Source organism: Nocardia sp. NPDC001965, from assembly GCF_053594175.1.
On the sequence record NZ_JBSFDZ010000001.1, the window covers coordinates 50,616 to 68,178 of the forward strand.

Consider the following 17,563-nt stretch of genomic DNA (forward strand, 5'->3'; position numbering starts at 1 on the left):
GATCAGCGCTGATCGGTGCCCGGTGTGGATAGTACCCGGTAGAGCCGCCAGGTCGGCTGATCGTCTCCGCCGTTGGGGATCTCCAGTTCCGGTGTGGAGATCTCCGCGCCTGTCTCGTAGAGCGTCGGATAGCGCACATTGATCGCATCCGAGGTGCCCCGGCCACTGTTCGGTACGGCCAGGATGTACTGGACGCCGTGCGCGGCGGGGTCGTTGAGGACGGTGATGAAATCCTGGTCGGACGGGATGATGAAAGTACGCGGCCGATCGGTGGCGGTGTAGACCGCGAAGCCGTACACCGTGTCCATCAGTACCGAGGAATCCGGCAGGTTCAGATCGTCGAGGTATTCGGCCAGCTCGCGTTCGGTGTGGAACGAAGCGATGATGCGCCGTTGTTCGGAGCGGGTCGCGGAGGTGTCGTCCGGGTCGGGGAACACTATCTCGCGCAGAGCGTACTGCTGCACCGACAGTGTCGGCGACAGCATCAGCGCACCCGTAACCACCGGCGTCGCCAGGACCAGCACGGTCGCGACCACCGCGGGTGCCCGCCGCGGACCGGCCACCGTGACCCGCGGCCGCTGATGCCGCCCGGGCCGCCGGGCCGGCACCGTCCCACGGGCCGGGGCGAGTTGACAGGCCAGGACGACCATCAGCGGAATCGCGCTGATGTAGAAACGCAGGAACGGAAAAGTCGTGCCGGTCATGTAGTTGCGGGTCGCGAACACCAGTACCGTGCCGAACACGACACCCGCTGCCAGTACCTCCGGGTCGCGCCGCCGCCACGACAGCACCAGGCAGACCGGGACGAGCAGCGGGAGCACGGGCCCGAGCACCATGATCTCGCTGATCGAGAACGCCAGCCCGTACCACGGTCCGACAGCGGCGCCGCCCCCGCCGCTGCTCTGCTCGATGATGCTGCTGTTGCCGTAATCGGAGGTGAACTGCTGGAAGGGTTCTCCGGTGATCAGCCAACTGGCCACCGTCCACACCACGAACGCGATCCCGGTGGGCGCCGCCACCAGCAGGGCGTCCATCGCGGTATCGGTGATCCGTATCCGGCGTGGCCCCCGGGCCCGCAGCCAGGTCACCACCGCGACGAAGACCGTGACGCCCGCGGCAGCGGGGAGGGCGTCGTAGCGGGTGAGGTATGCCAGCCCCAACGCGACGCCGGCGACGCACAGATCGTGCACGTCATCGGTGTTCAGCCAGCGGATGAGGCGGCGGGCCGACCAGCACAGCAGGAACAGGAACGGTGCCTCGCTCATTCCGTTGCCGCCGTAGAACACCACCATCGGGTTGAGCGCGAAGACGGCGGTCAGCACCCACACCAGCCAGGTCGGCACGCCACGGTCGGTACAGATGCCGTGGATCTGCACCACCGCCCCGGCCATGAAGGGGGCCGACATCAGTACACCGGTGATGTTCCAGGAGGTCAGCACCGGCCACCAGTGGCTCAGCAGGACGACCGGTAACTGGACGACGGTCGACAGCGGAGTGAAGATGAACCCGATGGCCGCCAGATGCGGGTCGCGGCTGAACAGTACGCTGCGCGCGGCCGAGATCCGGCTCAGCGAGTCACCGAGGATATAGTGGGGCTCGATTGCCAGGTACAGTCCGGCGGCGAGGTAGCCGAGGGTGGCCAGTGCGAACAACCACCGGGTGGTCCTCATTTCGCCGGACCCGTGGTCTGCGGCGATTCCGTGCCGGGCAGGCCGTGGAAGGTCTTCTCCCAGTAGGACGGTTTGCTGATCAGCTGATAGGTGCCCTTGATCGCGGCGACACTCATCAGCAGCCAGTACAGCGGGGTGGTGAGCGCCGCGAGCAGCAACACGGTCAGCCGGCTCTCCCGGCAGGCGACCAGATTCATGTACATCACCGCCGAATTGCCGAATACCAGGCAGAACAGGGCGGGAAAATAGACGTACGCGGGGAACTGCTCCTGGACCGCGTGGGGCTGCCCGAGCAGCCACGAGAGGGTGATCAGCCAGAACACCATATTGAGGGAGGCGATCAGCGGAGTTCCGGCGAGCAGGGTCGTGAATCGGGCGAAGCCGATCGGACCGAGCATGCGCCACAGCCGGAACGGGCGGCGCATATGCACCAGCCAGGTTTGCAGGTAACCCTTGTACCAGCGGGAACGCTGGCGTATCCAGTTCACCGGATCGCTGTTGGCCTCCTCCCAGGTGACCGAATCCAGCACCGCCGTGTGGTAACCGCTCTCGGCGATACGCACACCCAGATCCGCGTCCTCGGTGACATTGAAAGGATCCCAGGCGCCGATCTCGTCGAGGATGTCGCGGCGCAGATGATTGGAGGTGCCGCCGAGCGGAATAGGCGCATCCCCACGCATCAGTCCGGGCAGGATGAAACCGAACCACAGCGCGTAATCCGCAGTGAACCAGGCGGTCAGTAGATTCTGGCCGCCGTTGTGGAACGCCAGCTTCGCCTGTACACAGGCGGTATCGGCGGGTAGGCGGCCGAAAGCCACCGCCGCGCGCCGTAATTGCAGCGGGTCGGGCCGGTCCTCGGCGTCGTAGATGGTGACGATATCGCCGGTGGCGAAGTGCAGGCCGAAATTGCAGGCCTTGGGTTTGGTGCGGGGTTCGGCCGGCGGTACTTCGATGATCTGCAGTGATTCGGGGGCGGTGGCGGCCCGGGCGGCGGCGATGGTGGGTTCGTCGTCGGCTTCGAGCAGCAGCAGAATCTGCATCTTGTGCGCGGGATACCGGAAGGCGGCCAGATTCTCGATGACCGTGCCGATCACTTCGGGTTCCCGGAAAGCGGGTACGAGGATCGTATAGGCCGGCAGGGTGTCGTCGTCGGCCGCTTCCGCGTCGGCGGCGCTGACGGTGATGATGCTGCGGCCGTCGAGGCCGCGGAAGAACAGGATGAGGCGATCGATGAGCGTCCACACGTAGGCGGCCGTGCAGAGCACGGTGATGGTGATCAATGTCTGGGTGGGGGCGAATATCCCGCCGGCCACGATGGCGGCCAGTAAGCCGATCAGGAACCAGCGCTGCCAGGCGACCACCACCGTCGACGCGGAGACCTCGGGGCGGCGTTCCCGCAGCCCGTGTACGGCATCGTGCAGCGCCGCCGCCACCACCGGGTCGGTCCGGTCGTCCGGATCGTCGGTCACCACGGTTGCACCTCCACGAGTTGCCGGCCCAGCGTCTCCAGCAGGTCGGCGTCCTTGAACTCCGGATCGGCATCGGTCACCGCCGAGACACCGCGGGCGAGCAGGGCGACCATCGCCGAGGCGGTTCCCGCCACCGACGGCTGCGGGGGCAGGAAATAGGCGTCGGGTTCGTGGTTGTCGACGGTCATCACCGTGACCCGCTGGATATGGGCGGAATCGCGGCGCCACGTGAAAGTGATGTAGTTCCAGGTGAGATGGATGCGCTCGTCGACGATCGAGTACATGGTCCCGGTGATACCGCGCCCGAGCTCGACCGAACGCGGCGGATTGCTGACCCGGGCGTAGCGCAGATCGTAGGTGATCAGCGTGGGGCTGACGTCGAGCGCGGCGCCGTAACGCACAGTGAGCAGGTCGATCTGCGCCGTGCGGTTGCGGCCGAGGGTGTCCCAGCGCGGGTCGGGTTCGATGGTGCGGATGGTCTGGCGCAGAAAAATCGATTCGGTGTGGAAATAGTGCTCCGGCCAGTCCATGGCCTGCAAGGCGGTCTGGCGCCAGCCGGGTGGCACCGTCAGGCCGGTCGAACCCTGATACGGCGGTCCGGCGGCCACATTGTCACTGGTCGTCGCCGGCATCGGCGCGACCGCGACGAGCAGTGCCGCGACCGCGAGCGCGGCCAGCACCCACGCCGGGTTGTCCGGTCCGCCGCCGACCCGCGCCACGGTGCCGGGCGGCAGCTTCGGTTCACCCAGCAGCACCGCGCATCCGCACACCACCAGTGCCGATAGCGCGACCACCCCGGCGGAGACCAGTGATATCCGTAGATTCGGGTACCAGTGCGTGATCAGTGTCAGCACCGCTGTATCGACGACTATCGCCGCAGCGGCGACCACGGCGACCCGCCGGAGTCCCCGATGGAACCCGTAGGCGAAGGCCACCGCCGATGCCACGATCATCACGAACGCGTAGGCGATCTGTCCGCCACCCAGCGCGACCGCGACGAGCCGGTAGGTGATCGGGTTGACCACGAGGAACAGCACCCAGACCTCCCAGTAGCGCATGGTGGCCCGGATCCCGAAGAGCAGGATCGACCCCGACAGCGCGAACAGGGTGAGCGCGAGGACGTCGAAGTGGAACAACTCGTAGAAGGGTGCGTACCGGGGGAGCAGCAACCGCTGGACGAACAGTGCCACCACCAGGCCGATCAGGCCGACGATGACATCGGTCTCCCGGTCGTGGATGGGCAGTACCGGTTTGTTCCGGCGCCGGATACCCAGCATCAGCGCCAGCGCGAGAATCGGCAGCAGCAGCACGTACCCGATCGAGGTGCCCTCACCGGCGCCGACCCAGATATCGACGAGGGTGCGCCGGAACGCCGCCACGACGAGAATTACGAGCAGTGCCCAGCGCACCGCGATACGCGTGGCCGGAGTCCCCGTGCCGCAGAGCATCACGGGTCAGCGTCGGTTCGTCGGGCGCAGGCCGCGGGCGGCGAACCACAGTGCAACGAGGAGACCGGCGACAACCAGTACACCGGCCGCGATGAGCAGGCCACGCATGGCCGGCGAAAGGGTCGCTTCCGTGCCGTCCGGCGATTCGTCCGCCGGGAGTGCGTAATCCACAGGTTCGCGGCCGACCGCGGTGAACAGCACATCCCCCGACAGTGCGGACCAGCCGTCGGGGTCGGCGGACAGCAGGTCCAGAGTCCGGTTCAGTTCCTCGGGACCGGCATTGCTGGTGGCGACGAGCAGTTGCCGGCTGTCGTCGTAATAGCTCTGTAGCGAGGCGAACCGCAGCTCCGGAGAGAGCTGCAGATGGAAGACTGTCCCGGTACGGTCGGTCAGCGCGATGCGGGTGTCGTCGGTCTTGCTCAGCGGCGGGGAGATTCCCGCCGGGAGTTCACCGCCGGCCGCGATGAGAACGGTGGACCGGCCACTGTCGACCGACTCCGATACCGGCGTCCACTGTGGATCGAGCCGGGTCGAGGTCAGCGATTGCAGCCCGGCCACGATGGCCACCGCCCGATCGAGATCGGCGAGATCGGCGATGGTGGCGGCGACATCGAAGGTCGGCAGCAGCCCCTGGGGCAGGGCCTGGAATCCCCGGGGCGGCCCGCCCGGCATCGGTGCGCTGGTGACCTCGCTATCGGGCAGAATCGTCAGGGTGAGCGGCTGATCGGTTCCGCAGCGACCGGTGTCACCGGTGGTGCGGAGGGTGAGGTCCACCGTGGTGTTGCGTTGCAGGACAGCATTGGGGATATCGATCCAGCGGTCGATCTGCCCGGTCGGGTCCGCGGCCCAGCTGGTGAGTTGACGATCGCCCGCGGTGACGGTCAGCAGGCCGGCCTGGCTCGGCGGCAGCGGTGTGTAGTTGCCCTGAAGTTTCACTCTGATATCGCCCGAGGGCCGGCCGAGCTTCGCCTGGTCGAGGGTGAACGGAACACTGACCTGGGCATGGGAACTCGCGGTGAGCGGGCCGGCGCCGAGCTGCCCCAGCGTGGTGGTGTCGGGTGCGAGAACCGGCGGCTGATCGAGGGATCCGGCCACGGCCCGGCTGGCCACCGCGAGATCCGAGACCTTGCTGGTGATCAGCCGGACCTGGTCGAGCAGGGCGTTGTCCTCGCCGGTGATCAGCAGGGTAGGGGGCCCGGCGGCGGGGGTCAGGGTGGTGGCGGCGCCACCACCCGACCGGATGGCGACCGACCGGGTGAAATCGGTATCCGGATCGGTGGTGGTTCCATCCGGGGGAAGCCGCCGCAGGCTCACGCGCACCGGTTGGCTGCCGTAATACGCCACGATCGCAGTGGACAGCGACAGTGCGGCCTGCGCTTCGAGTTCCGACGGTGCCTCCGGGACGTAGATCCGCAACTCCTCGAGGATCGGCGGCAGGAAATCGGCGATCGCCGAAGGGAGCTGTGGGGCGCCCGCGTAACCGATACGCACATCGCGCAGCACCGCCCCGTGATCGAACCAGTCGTCGGGACAGCGGCCCACATCCGGGTACAGGTTCACGTGCAGCGTGACGGCGGCGGCCTGCTGCTCGACCGCCGCTTCGTCCAGCGGCACGGTGACCGGAACCCGCGTCGCGGCGCCGGCGGGCAGGTCGGCATGACCGATGAACCGGTTTCCGGATTCGACGTCGATCGTGCCGCGCGCCATATCGGCCGGGAGGTCGACGGCCGCGGTGAGCCGGGCGGGTGTCGTCCCCGGGGGCACCGGAATCGTGAGATCGACCTGATCGTCGTCGCCGCGCAGCACGATCTGTTCACCGAGTCCCAGGTCCCGGGCGGGGAACTCGATGGATCCCGCCGGTGTGCTCGCCGGTTCGGCTGTACCCGGTGGCTGGCCGGCTCCCGATCCCGCGGGGAGTGCTACCACGGCCAATGTTGCCCAGCAGATGCACAAGGTCCGAACGACAATCCGCATGGGCGCGACCCCTCAGTTATCCAGTGGCGCTCCCGGACGGATCCGGTAACGCGACGTGTCTGCGCGGTACACCAGGTCACAAGAATGATAACCAAGATCGGCCTCAGCTAATGATCGGCAACGATCGGCGGCGTGGCGGCGCATCCCGGCTGCGGTCAGTCGAGGGTGGTGACCGGCTCCGGGGCGACCGGTTCCGGCACGGCCGGTTTCCAGCGCTGGTCGACCAGGAGACCCAGCAGTCCGGCGGCGATACAGGCGATCGACACCGCAACCATGACCGGATGCGTGCCCCCGGTCAGTGCGTCGGCGAGGATGACGGTGGCGGCGGTACCGGGCAGGATTCCGATCAGGGTGGCGCCCAGGTACGGCCAGAATCGGATCGAGGACAGGGCGCAGCAGTAGTTCACCACCGAGAACGGAGCGAAGGCGATGAGCCGTAGCGCGCCGACGGCCAGCCAGCCGCGCCGGTGCAGGCGCTCGTCGACGACGCGGACCGTGGGATGGTCCAGATAGATACCGACCCGGTCCCGCCCGTAGGCGCGTACCAGCAGGAAAGCGGCGGCCGCGCTGAGCACGGTCGCGCCGACCGCCACCGCGAGCCCGACGACCGGGCCGAACAGCAGCCCCGAGGCCACGGTGAACACGGTGCGCGGCACGGGTGCGACGGTGATCACGGCATGTGCGAGGAAGAACAGCAGCGGGAAGTAGGGCCCGGCCTCGCCGGCCCACTGCTGGATCTGCGCCGGGCTCGGTAGCGGGGTCAGCAATGCGGCCGCGCAGACGAGCGCGGCACCGCACAGGAGGAGGACCAGCCGCCGGTCACGGAGCATACGGGGCACCGGCCGAGATTACCGGTCGGCCGCGGGGTGGCCGGGAGGCGGTGTCGCGGGGCACCCTGTTTCAGGGTCCGCGGGGGATGGGATGTGGTGAACGCCTGGATCCGGACATCGGGCGAATCCGGGTCGGTGATCGACTTCGACCTGGCGCCGGCCGCGCCCGGCGATCCCGGCGCGCCGCCGCCGAGGATGCCGCGCGCTCACGCCGGAATTCGACTGCGGCGGCCGTCTGCATCCGGGACCGTGCGGCTACGCCACGATGACAGCGGCGATCGCGCCGGACGAGCGCTGACCGGGGCCCGGCTCTCGGTGGCGGGGTTGCGCGATCCGGTGTGGTGCGCTCCGGTGAGCAGGGCCGGTGCCGTCCGGGGTCGACAGGTTACTCGCTGGTAGTGGTGGCCACGGACGATGCCGTACGAGCGTCCCGCTAGCATCGGAGGGGCGGGCTGAATGCTCGTTAACCAAAGTATTCGCTGAGCTGGGCGGATGCCAAGGTACCCGCGTACACCAGTGGTGCGCTTGTACTGAAACGAAAAATGAGGGAACAGGGTATGCCGATTGCTGCAGAGCCCGCGGCCGGAGCTGATCCGTCCTCGTCCGCGGTGCCCGAATATCCCGCCTGGCGCAAGGGTGTGGCGGGCGTGCTGGCCAAGACCCGCAAGGTCGACGCGGCCGAACTCGGTGCGGAACCCGAAAAGCTACTGAATCAGTCCACCTACGACGGGCTGAGTATCGCACCGCTGTACACACGCCGGGACGAACTGCCCGAGCAGCCGCTGCCCGGTGCCTACCCGTTCGTGCGGGGCGGCGACGCCGGCCGTGATGTCCACCGCGGCTGGTTCGTGAGCGCCCGGATCGGCGCCGCCGATGCGGCCACCGCCAACCGGGAGATCACCGTCGGGCTGGAGAACGGCCTCAGCGCTGTCGAACTCGGTGTCGGCGCGTACGGCGTGCCGGTGGATCGGGTGCGCGCCGCTCTCGACGGCCTGCTGTTCGAACTGGCGCCGCTGGCCCTGCGGGCCGGGACCGAGGCCGCGGCGGCGGCCGCCGCCGTGTACGAGGTGATCGACCGGTATTCGGCGCCCGATCGGGCCGCCATCCGGATCTCCCTCGGCGCGGGTCCACTGACGAGCGCGTTCGCCGGGGCCGATGATCTAGGGCTCGCCGAGACCACCGCACTGGCCGTCGCGGCCGGGCAGCGTCCGGAGACCGTGCGAGCGATCACCGTGGACGGCACCGTCTTCCACGACGCCGGCGCCTCCGACGCCCAGGAGCTGGGCGCGGCGGTCGCCGCCGGGCTCGAATACCTGCGGGTGCTGTCCGGCGAGATGCCGGTCCCCGAAGCGTTGCGGCAACTGGAGTTCCGGTTCGCCGCCACCGACGACCAGTTCGCCACCCTCGTCAAGTTCCGGGTCGCCCGGCGATTGTGGGCGCGGGTCGCCCACGCGCTGGGCGCACCGGCGGAAGGCGCGGCGCCACAACACGCGGTGACCTCCGCGGCGATGATGAGCCGCCGCGACCCCTGGGTGAATCTGTTGCGCACCACCCTGGCCGCTTTCGGCGCCGGTGTGGGTGGCGCCGACACCGTCACCGTGCTGCCCTTCGATTCCGCGCTGCCCGCCGGTGAACTCGGTGTCTCCGCCTCGTTCTCGGAACGGATGGCACGCAACACTCAGCTGCTGCTGCTCGAGGAATCCCATCTCGGGCATGTCCAGGACCCCGGCGCGGGTTCCTGGTATGTCGAGCGGTTCACCGACGACCTCGCCACGGCGGCATGGGAATTCATGCAGGAGATCGAAGCGGCCGGCGGTTACCGGGCGGCACTGGACTCCGGGCTCGTGTCCGCTCGGATCGGTGAGACGAAAACCCGGCGGGACAGCGATATCGCGCATCGCCGGACTGCGGTCACCGGGGTGAACGAATTCCCGAACCTCGCCGAGGCGCCGCTGTCGGAGGCCGCGCGCACCGCCGGGCCCGGGCAGCGGTACGGCGCCCCGTTCGAAGCGCTGCGTGACCGCTCGGATGCCTACCTGGCCGCGCACGGTGCCCGTCCGCAGGCGCTGCTGGTGCCGCTGGGTACGGTCGCCGAGCACAATGTCCGGGTCACTTTCATCGCCAACCTGCTGGCGTCCGGCGGGATCGAATCGATCAACCCGGGACCGCTCGCCGAAAGCGATATCGCCACGGCGGCAAAGGAATCCGGCGCGTCGATCGCGGTGCTCTGCGGTACCGACGCACGTTACGGCACGGATGCGGCAGGCGCGGTGGAGCAGCTGCGGAGCGCCGGTGTCGCCACCGTACTGCTGGCCGGGCCGGAGAAGGTCCTGGCCGGTATCGATGAGGCCCGGCGTCCGGACGGGTTCCTGGCGGCCCGGATCGACGCGGTCGCCGCCCTGACCGCCCTGCTGGAGAAGGTGGGAGCCTGATGACGACACAGCGAATCGAGCAGGAGATCGGCAGTTTCGCCGAGGTTCCGCTCACCGAGCCGGGTTTCACCCCCGAACAGGCCGACGCGAGCGCCCGGGACGCGTACGTACGGGCAGCGGCCGCCGCCAACGACTACGCGCCCGAACAGCTGGTGTGGTCGACGCCGGAAGGTATCGATGTTCCACCGGTGTTCACCCGGGCCGACCGTGACGGTGTCGCCGACGCGGGCTTCCCGCTCGACAGCGTCCCCGGCGTCGCGCCCTTCGTGCGCGGGCCGTACCCGACGATGTATGTGAACCAGCCGTGGACCATCCGCCAGTACGCGGGATTCTCGACGGCCGCGGATTCCAATGCCTTCTACCGGCGCAATCTGCAGGCCGGGCAGAAGGGCCTGTCGGTGGCGTTCGACCTCGCCACCCACCGCGGTTACGACTCCGATCATCCCCGAGTGCAGGGTGATGTCGGTATGGCCGGTGTCGCCATCGATTCCATCCTGGACATGCGCCAGCTCTTCGACCAGATCCCGCTGGATCAGGTCAGCGTCTCGATGACCATGAACGGCGCGGTACTGCCGATCCTGGCGCTGTACGTGGTCGCCGCCGAGGAACAGGGTGTGGCGCCCGAGCAGCTGGCCGGAACCATTCAGAACGATATTCTGAAAGAGTTCATGGTCCGCAACACCTACATCTATCCGCCGAAACCGTCGATGCGGATCATCTCCGATATCTTCGCCTACACCAGCGCGAAGATGCCGAAGTTCAACTCCATCTCCATTTCCGGCTATCACATCCAGGAAGCCGGCGCGACGGCCGATCTCGAACTCGCCTACACCCTCGCCGACGGCGTGGAGTATCTGCGCGCCGGGATCGACGCCGGAATGGAGATCGACAAGTTCGCGCCGCGGCTGTCGTTCTTCTGGGCCATCGGAATGAACTTCTTCATGGAGGTCGCCAAACTCCGTGCGGGACGGTTGCTCTGGAGCGAGCTGGTCGCGAAATTCGATCCGAAGAACTCGAAATCGCTGTCGCTGCGCACCCATTCGCAGACCTCGGGCTGGTCGCTGACCGCACAGGACGCCTACAACAATGTGGCCCGCACCTGTATCGAGGCGATGGCGGCGACCCAGGGGCACACCCAGTCGCTGCACACCAACGCCCTCGACGAAGCGCTCGCGTTGCCGACCGATTTCTCGGCCCGGATCGCGCGCAACACCCAGCTGCTGATCCAGCAGGAGTCCAACACCACGCGGCCGATCGACCCGTGGGGAGGTTCGTATTACGTCGAATGGCTGACCCATCAGCTCGCCGAACGGGCCCGGGCGCATATCGCCGAGGTCGAGGCGCACGGCGGGATGGCGCAGGCGATCGGCGAGGGTATTCCCAAACTGCGTATCGAGGAGGCCGCGGCCCGCACCCAGGCGCGGATCGATACCGGCCAGCAGCCGGTGATCGGTGTCAACAAGTACCAGGTCGCCGAGGATCACGAGGTCGAGGTCCTCAAGGTCGAGAATTCCCGGGTGCGTGCCGAGCAGTTGGAGAAGCTGCGGCAGCTGCGCGCCGACCGTGATCAGGACGCCGTGGACCGGGCGCTGGGTGAACTCGGCCGCGCCGCCGCCTCGTCCGAGGGTGGGATGGCGAACAACCTGCTGGCCCTGGCGATCGATGCGGCGCGGGCGAAGGCGACCGTCGGTGAGATCTCCGACGCGCTGGAGAAGGTCTACGGCCGCCATCAGGCCGAGATCCGTACCCTGTCCGGTGTGTATCGCGACGAGGCCGGCAAGGTCACCAACATCACCACCGCCGGGGATCTGGTGGAGGAGTTCGCCGAGGCCGAAGGCCGGCGGCCCCGCATCCTGGTCGCGAAAATGGGCCAGGACGGTCACGACCGCGGCCAGAAGGTGATCGCCACCGCCTTCGCCGATCTCGGCTTCGACGTGGATGTGGGCCCGCTGTTCCAGACCCCGGAAGAGGTGGCCCGCCAGGCGGCGGACAACGATGTGCACGTTGTCGGTGTGTCCTCGCTGGCGGCCGGTCACCTCACGCTGGTGCCCGCCCTGCGGCAGGCGCTGGCCGAGGTCGGCCGACCCGACATCATGGTCATCGTCGGCGGGGTCATCCCGCCCGGTGATTTCGACGAGCTGTACGAGGCGGGCGCCGCGGCGATCTTCCCGCCGGGCACCGTGATCGCGGACGCGGCGATCGATCTGCTGCGCAAGCTCGGTGCCGCGCTCGGGCACGAACTCGGTTCCGGCGAGCCCGATTCCGGGGTCGAAGCCCAGGGATGAGCACCCGTGTAGTCGATGTGGAAGCACTCGCGCAGGCGGTCCGCTCCGGTGAGCGGGCCGCCTTGGCGCGGGCGATCACCCTGGTGGAGTCCACCCGGGCCGACCATCGCGATCAGGCCCAGCAGCTGCTGCTGCGGTTGACCCCGGAAACCGGCGCGGCGCTGTCGAACCGGGTCGGGATCACCGGGGTGCCCGGGGTGGGGAAGTCGACCTTCATCGACGCCCTGGGTATGCAGCTGATCGGTGCGGGGCATCGGGTCGCTGTCCTGGCGGTCGACCCGTCGTCCACCCGCACCGGTGGTTCGATTCTCGGCGACAAGACCCGGATGGCCCGGCTGTCGGTGGAGGCGAACGCCTTCATCCGCCCGTCGCCGACCGCGGGCACGCTCGGCGGGGTCGCGAAGGCGACGCGCGAAACCATCGTATTGCTCGAGGCGGCCGGCTACGACGTGATCCTGGTGGAGACCGTCGGAGTGGGGCAGTCCGAGGTGACCGTGGCGAATATGGTCGATGTCTTCTGCTTCCTGACCCTGGCCCGGACCGGCGACCAGTTGCAGGGCATCAAGAAGGGTGTCCTGGAGCTGGCCGATCTGGTCGCGGTGAACAAGGCCGATGGCAAGCACGAGATCGAGGCGAAATCGGCGGCACGGGAACTCACCGGTGCGCTGCGCCTGATCCATCCGCACGATACGCTGTGGCGTCCGCCGGTGCTCACCATGAGCGGCCTGGAGGGTACCGGCCTGGCGAAGTTCTGGCAGACCGTGCTGGATCACCGCAGAGTGCTCACCGACGCGGGGGAGTTCGCCGAGAAACGCCGTCGGCAGCAGGTGGATTGGACCTGGACCATGGTGCACGATCAGCTGTTGCGCCGCCTGGCCGACAATCCGAAGGTGAAGGCGCTGCGTGGCGAGGTGGAGCGCGAGGTCCGGGACGGCACGCTGACCGCGGCCCTGGCCGCGGCGAAACTGCTGGACGCCTTCGACAGCTGAAATGGTTTCCTGAATGGAAATCTTTCCATCATGGAAACTATCTGTACTGTGGTTCGCATGAACGATGCCGAACCCGGGCTACGGGAACGCAAGAAACGCGAGACCCGTCTCGCACTGAGCCTCGCCACCATCCGGCTCTCGATCGAGAAGGGCTGGGACGCGGTCACGATCGAGGACATCGCGGCGGCAGTCGGTGTCTCCGACCGCACCTTCCGCAACTATTTCGGCAGCAAAGCCGAGGCTGTGGCCTCCCGGCATCTGGACCGGATGCACGAGATCGGCCGGTTGCTGGGCACCCGCCCGGCGGACGAGCCGCTCTGGCCGGCCGTCACCGCGGCCGTGCTGCACGGCTTCGGGCTGGGTGTGGACGCTGCGCAGGCGAATCAGCCGGGGGATATCCGCTGGGCCGAGGGCGTCGGGGAAATCCTGTCCCAGCCCGCGGTGCGCGGTGCGGTCCTGGAAGCCGACGCGCTCGCGCAGCGCGCACTGGCCGCGGCCGTAGCGGCCCGGATCGGCGCCGACCCCGAGCGTGACCTGTTTCCGAAACTGATGGCCGCGGTGGTGGGTTCGGCTTGCGCGGTGGCCACCGAGCACTCCCGTACCGCTCGCCCGCCCGAATCGATCGCGGTCGTGCTGCGCGCCGCCCTGGCCCAGGTGGCCGCCGGGCTGCCCGTACCGGAAGCGGGGAGCTGACGATGCGCTACGACGTGATCATCGCCGGGGCGGGCCCGGTGGGTCTGCTGCTCGCCTGTGAACTGGGCCGGGCCGGAATCCGCCCGCTGGTGGTGGAACGCGGTGCCGTGGCCGAGACCGAGCCCAGGGCCAACGGCCTGGTGGGCCAGGTGGTGCCGCTGATGGACCGGCGCGGGCTGTACGAGCGGCTCAGCGGAACGCCGGGGCCACCCCGCCCCAACGACCGGTACTTCATGTTCGGCGGCCTCGCCCTGGACCTGAGCCTGCTCGACGACGGGCCGGTGTACACCCTGCCGATCCCGCAACGGGATCTGGTCGCCGCGCTCACCGAATACGCGGCCGAACTCGGTATCGAGATCCGGCGCGGCGGTTCGGTCGTGGCCGTGGCGAACGACGGCGACGGAATCGCGGTCGACCTTTCGGGCCCGGACGGATCGGCCCGGCTGCGGACCCGCTATCTGGTCGGCGCCGACGGGGCCCACAGTGTCGTCCGCAAACAGCGCGGTATCGGGTTTCCGGGTATCGGCTACGACCGGACGACCGCCCGCACGGTCCACGCCTCGATTCCCACCGACTGGGTGGACCCGGTCTCCGGGGAACTGCGGGTGCCCGGTTTCGGTCCGATCCGTCCCTTCCTGTCGCTGCGTACCGAACACGGCGGTTTCACCTACGCGCCGTTCGCCGGCCGGCCGCCGATGCTGTCCACCGTCGAATGGGACGAACCGGTGACCGAGGAACCGATGACCCTGGCCGAGATGGGGGCCAGTATCGGCCGGGTGCTCGGCGCCGAGATCCCGCTCGGCCCGCCCGAAGGGCCCGGTCCGTATCTGCTGCGCCGGTTGCGCGGCGGGCACACCCGGGTCGCCGAACGATTCCGCGACGGACCGGTTTTCCTGGCCGGCGATGCCGCGCACGTGTACACCGGCGGCGGTGGGCCGGGGTTGAACATCGGACTGACCGATGCGGTGGAGCTCGGCTGGCGACTGGTGGCGGCGATCCGTGGCTGGGCTCCGCCCGGGCTGTTGGACAGCTACGACCGGGAGCGGCGGCAGGCGGCCGCCCGGACCGAACTCGCGGCCCGTGCCCAATCGGCCCTGCTCGCGCCCGGTGGCGACGTCAGCGCGCTGCGCGCGGTGTTCGGCGAATTGCTCACCGACCAGCCCACGGTCGCCCGGGTGGCCGCGTTGCTCGCCGGAGCCGATGTGCGCTACGACATGGGAGTCGCCGAGCCGCATCCGCTGGTCGGCCACTGTGCCCCGGACCTCGCATTGACCACCGGCGACGGCGCAGTGCGGCTCGCCGAACTGATCCGCGACGCCCGCCCGCTGCTACTGGACCTCGGCGCGGACCGGGCGTGGTCGGTCGCGCTGACCGGCCTGCCGGACCGGATCGGCGTGATGTGCGCGCAGACCACCGATACCACGGCGACCGCGCTGTTCCTACGGCCGGACGGCCGGGTCGCCTGGGCCACCGGATCCCCGCCGGATGCCGGTTCGATCGCCGAATGTCGTGCGGCGCTGATGCGTTGGGCGGGGGCGAGTGAACCGGGCGGATCGGCGGCCGTGGCGACGGGTGTGGCCGACCGTACCGCTTGACGCGGACTGCTCCCCGGCGGCCCGTTCGCTCCGCTGGGCGGGCCGCCACCGTGCCGACCGCTGGCGGCACCGCCCGGCGGTATCAGGTGAGCGCGAAGAGCCGGGCGGCATTGGCGTAACAGACCCGCCGCAACCAGTCGTCCCCGAGCTCGAGCTGTTCCAGTGCCTGTACCGCGTGCCGGTACGGGTACGGGATGTTCGGGAAATCGCTACCGAACATGATCCGGTCGCCGTGGTCGATCAACCGCTGCCGGTCGGCGACCGGGAACGGGACATCGGCCTCGGCGAAATCGGTGAACGCCATCGTGGTGTCGAGGTGTACTCCGGAGTACCGGTCCGCCAGATCCAGGAAGTCGCGATACTCGGGCATACCCATATGGGCCACGATCAGCGGCAGCCGCGGAAACCGGCGCAGCACCTCGGCGACCGGCCCGGGTCCGGTGAAAGCACCGGGCGCCGGACCGGAACCGCAGTGGATCACGGTGGGCACGCCCGCGTCTTCGAGAATGCCCCAGACCTGGTCCAGCAGCGGGTCGCGAGGGTCGTAGGCACCGACCTGGACATGCGATTTGAACACCCGCGCGCCCGCGTCCACCGCGGCCGCCACGTATCCGGCGGCGCTCGCTTCCGGAAAGAAAGTGGCAGTGTGCAGGCATTCCGGGACCTCGGCGGCGAACCTCGCCGTCCATTCGTTCAGCCAGGCCGCCATCTCCGGCCGGTGCGGGTACACCAGTGCGGTGAAGGCACGGATACCGAAGCGGCGCAGCGTGTCCAGGCGTACCGATTCGTCGGCGCGATAGGTGATCGGCCAGGGGCGGCCGGTGAGCGGCCCGACATCGTCGAAGTAGGCCCACACTTTGCGCAACACCTGGTGCGGCATGAAATGGGTGTGCACATCGATCATTCCGGGCAACCCGAGTCGCTGCCGGAACTCGGCCAGATACGCCTCGTCGGCCGGAACCTCGGTCACTCCGGACGGGCTCACCTGCGCACCTTTCGATCGGGTCGGACGGGACATCGGGTCACCGGGCGGCGGGTTCGCCGACCGGCTCCCCGGGATACACGGTGCGGGCATGATCGCCGATGCGGGTGATCATGCGATCGAAGAACCGCATCGGGTCGGTGCCCACGACGATATCGGCGTTCGGTGGGCGCCCCCACATCCCGGCCCAGTCGGCGACGGTGGCGCCCCGGGTGAGGGTGCCGGTGAGCTCCACGTCCACGGTGGCGGGCCGGGTGCGCGCCAGCGCCGGATCGAGTGCCACCGCCGCCGCGAACGGGTCGTGCATATGGGCCAGGTAGCCGAGGTCGTAGCTTTCGTGGAAATCGAAGTAGAAGCGGACCGCGTCGGTCAGGTATCTGATGATCGGATTGCTCGCTGTCGAGCGTGCCTCGGGCGGGTCGGCCGGAGAGACCGTCTCGCTCGGCCGGCTGCCCGCGCGTTCGGCCAGCCGGATCAGATGCGCGGGTCGCATCTCGATGGTTTCGGTGATGTCGAGAGCGCAGACGATGGGCCGGCGTTGGGGCGGTGCGGCGGAGAACGCGTCGAACACGATTTTCGCGGCTTCGGGGTCGACGTGAATGTTCCACTCGTTGGTCGGGGTGGTGTTCCCGGGGTGGTCGAACGCACCGCCCATGATCACCAGTCGGCGTAGGAGCCGGGGAAGTTCGGGTTCCGCGCGCAGCGCGAGCGCCAGATTGGTGAGCGGGCCCGTGCACAACCCGATCAGCTCGCCGGGGTTGCGCCGGGCCAGGTCCACCCACATCTGCGCGGCGCTGCGCGGAGAGATGTGCCGGGTGGGCGCCGGGAGCTCGGCATAACCGACCCCGTGCGGTCCGTGGGTGTCCTCGGTGGTGCGCAGCGGGATCGCGAGTGGTTCGGCCGCGCCGAGTGTCACTTCGATCTCCGGCGCCCGGGCCAGCTCGAGCCAGGCCAGGTTGTTGATCGCGACCTGATTCGCGGGCACATTTCCCGCGGTCGAGGCGATACCGGCTATTTCGGCGTCCGGGCTGGCGAGCAGATAGAGCAGCGCGAGGGAGTCGTCCACGCCCGTGTCCACGTCCAGGATGATCCGCTGCCGCACCCCCTGACCCTATCGGGGGATGCGGCGGCGGATCCGGCGCGGGTCATGTCACGTGACGCATTTCGGCCGGTTGTCCGGAAATGCCCGGTGCCGG

The 17,563-nt window shown here is 68.8% G+C and carries 12 protein-coding genes; 5 read left to right on the forward strand and 7 right to left on the reverse strand.

Annotation, left to right across the window (positions count from 1 at the left end):
• Positions 1-2: 2 nt before the first annotated feature.
• The 5 genes from ACWCPQ_RS00245 to ACWCPQ_RS00265 form a co-directional block, all read right to left on the reverse strand.
• Positions 3-1,670 carry an ArnT family glycosyltransferase gene (locus ACWCPQ_RS00245; protein ID WP_449893052.1) on the reverse strand — a complete coding sequence of 556 codons (1,668 nt, stop codon included), beginning with the start codon at positions 1,668-1,670 and terminating at the stop codon, positions 3-5.
• Positions 1,667-3,139, reverse strand: a complete 1,473-nt coding sequence (locus tag ACWCPQ_RS00250) for a glycosyltransferase (protein ID WP_449893054.1) — start codon at positions 3,137-3,139, stop codon at positions 1,667-1,669. The genes ACWCPQ_RS00245 and ACWCPQ_RS00250 overlap by 4 nt, the downstream gene beginning before the upstream one ends.
• On the reverse strand, positions 3,136-4,587 hold the full coding sequence (locus tag ACWCPQ_RS00255; RefSeq protein WP_449893056.1) for a hypothetical protein: 1,452 nt from the start codon (positions 4,585-4,587) through the stop codon (positions 3,136-3,138). The genes ACWCPQ_RS00250 and ACWCPQ_RS00255 overlap by 4 nt, the downstream gene beginning before the upstream one ends.
• A gap of 6 nt (positions 4,588-4,593) precedes the next feature.
• Entirely contained in the window at positions 4,594-6,561 is a 1,968-nt protein-coding gene (locus tag ACWCPQ_RS00260; protein WP_449893059.1) for a hypothetical protein, read from the reverse strand.
• A gap of 155 nt (positions 6,562-6,716) precedes the next feature.
• The gene (locus tag ACWCPQ_RS00265) at positions 6,717-7,400 is read right to left on the reverse strand and encodes a TVP38/TMEM64 family protein (RefSeq protein ID WP_449893061.1); all 684 of its coding nucleotides are present in this window, start codon (positions 7,398-7,400) and stop codon (positions 6,717-6,719) included.
• A gap of 548 nt (positions 7,401-7,948) precedes the next feature.
• Between ACWCPQ_RS00265 and ACWCPQ_RS00270 the strand changes: the two genes are divergently transcribed.
• Genes ACWCPQ_RS00270 through ACWCPQ_RS00290 form a run of 5 tightly spaced genes read left to right on the forward strand, consistent with a single transcriptional unit; the run spans position 7,949 to position 15,385 of the window.
• The gene (locus ACWCPQ_RS00270) at positions 7,949-9,823 is read left to right on the forward strand and encodes a methylmalonyl-CoA mutase family protein (RefSeq protein WP_449893063.1); all 1,875 of its coding nucleotides are present in this window, start codon (positions 7,949-7,951) and stop codon (positions 9,821-9,823) included.
• Positions 9,823-12,108, forward strand: a complete 2,286-nt coding sequence (scpA, locus tag ACWCPQ_RS00275) for a methylmalonyl-CoA mutase (protein ID WP_449893065.1) — start codon at positions 9,823-9,825, stop codon at positions 12,106-12,108. The genes ACWCPQ_RS00270 and scpA overlap by 1 nt, the downstream gene beginning before the upstream one ends.
• The gene (meaB, locus tag ACWCPQ_RS00280) at positions 12,105-13,097 is read left to right on the forward strand and encodes a methylmalonyl Co-A mutase-associated GTPase MeaB (protein WP_449893067.1); all 993 of its coding nucleotides are present in this window, start codon (positions 12,105-12,107) and stop codon (positions 13,095-13,097) included. Before scpA ends, meaB begins: the two co-directional genes overlap by 4 nt.
• Before the next feature lie 57 nt (positions 13,098-13,154).
• On the forward strand, positions 13,155-13,790 hold the full coding sequence (locus ACWCPQ_RS00285; RefSeq protein ID WP_449893069.1) for an acyl-CoA-like ligand-binding transcription factor: 636 nt from the start codon (positions 13,155-13,157) through the stop codon (positions 13,788-13,790).
• Between the two features lie 2 nt (positions 13,791-13,792).
• The gene (locus ACWCPQ_RS00290; protein ID WP_449893070.1) at positions 13,793-15,385 is read left to right on the forward strand and encodes an FAD-dependent monooxygenase; all 1,593 of its coding nucleotides are present in this window, start codon (positions 13,793-13,795) and stop codon (positions 15,383-15,385) included.
• 82 nt (positions 15,386-15,467) lie between these two features.
• Here the strand turns inward: ACWCPQ_RS00290 and ACWCPQ_RS00295 are convergent, their stop codons facing one another.
• Positions 15,468-16,289 carry an amidohydrolase family protein gene (locus tag ACWCPQ_RS00295; protein ID WP_449894342.1) on the reverse strand — a complete coding sequence of 274 codons (822 nt, stop codon included), beginning with the start codon at positions 16,287-16,289 and terminating at the stop codon, positions 15,468-15,470.
• A 118-nt stretch (positions 16,290-16,407) separates the two neighbouring features.
• Positions 16,408-17,469 carry a nucleoside hydrolase gene (locus ACWCPQ_RS00300; protein WP_449893072.1) on the reverse strand — a complete coding sequence of 354 codons (1,062 nt, stop codon included), beginning with the start codon at positions 17,467-17,469 and terminating at the stop codon, positions 16,408-16,410.
• Positions 17,470-17,563: the final 94 nt, after the last annotated feature.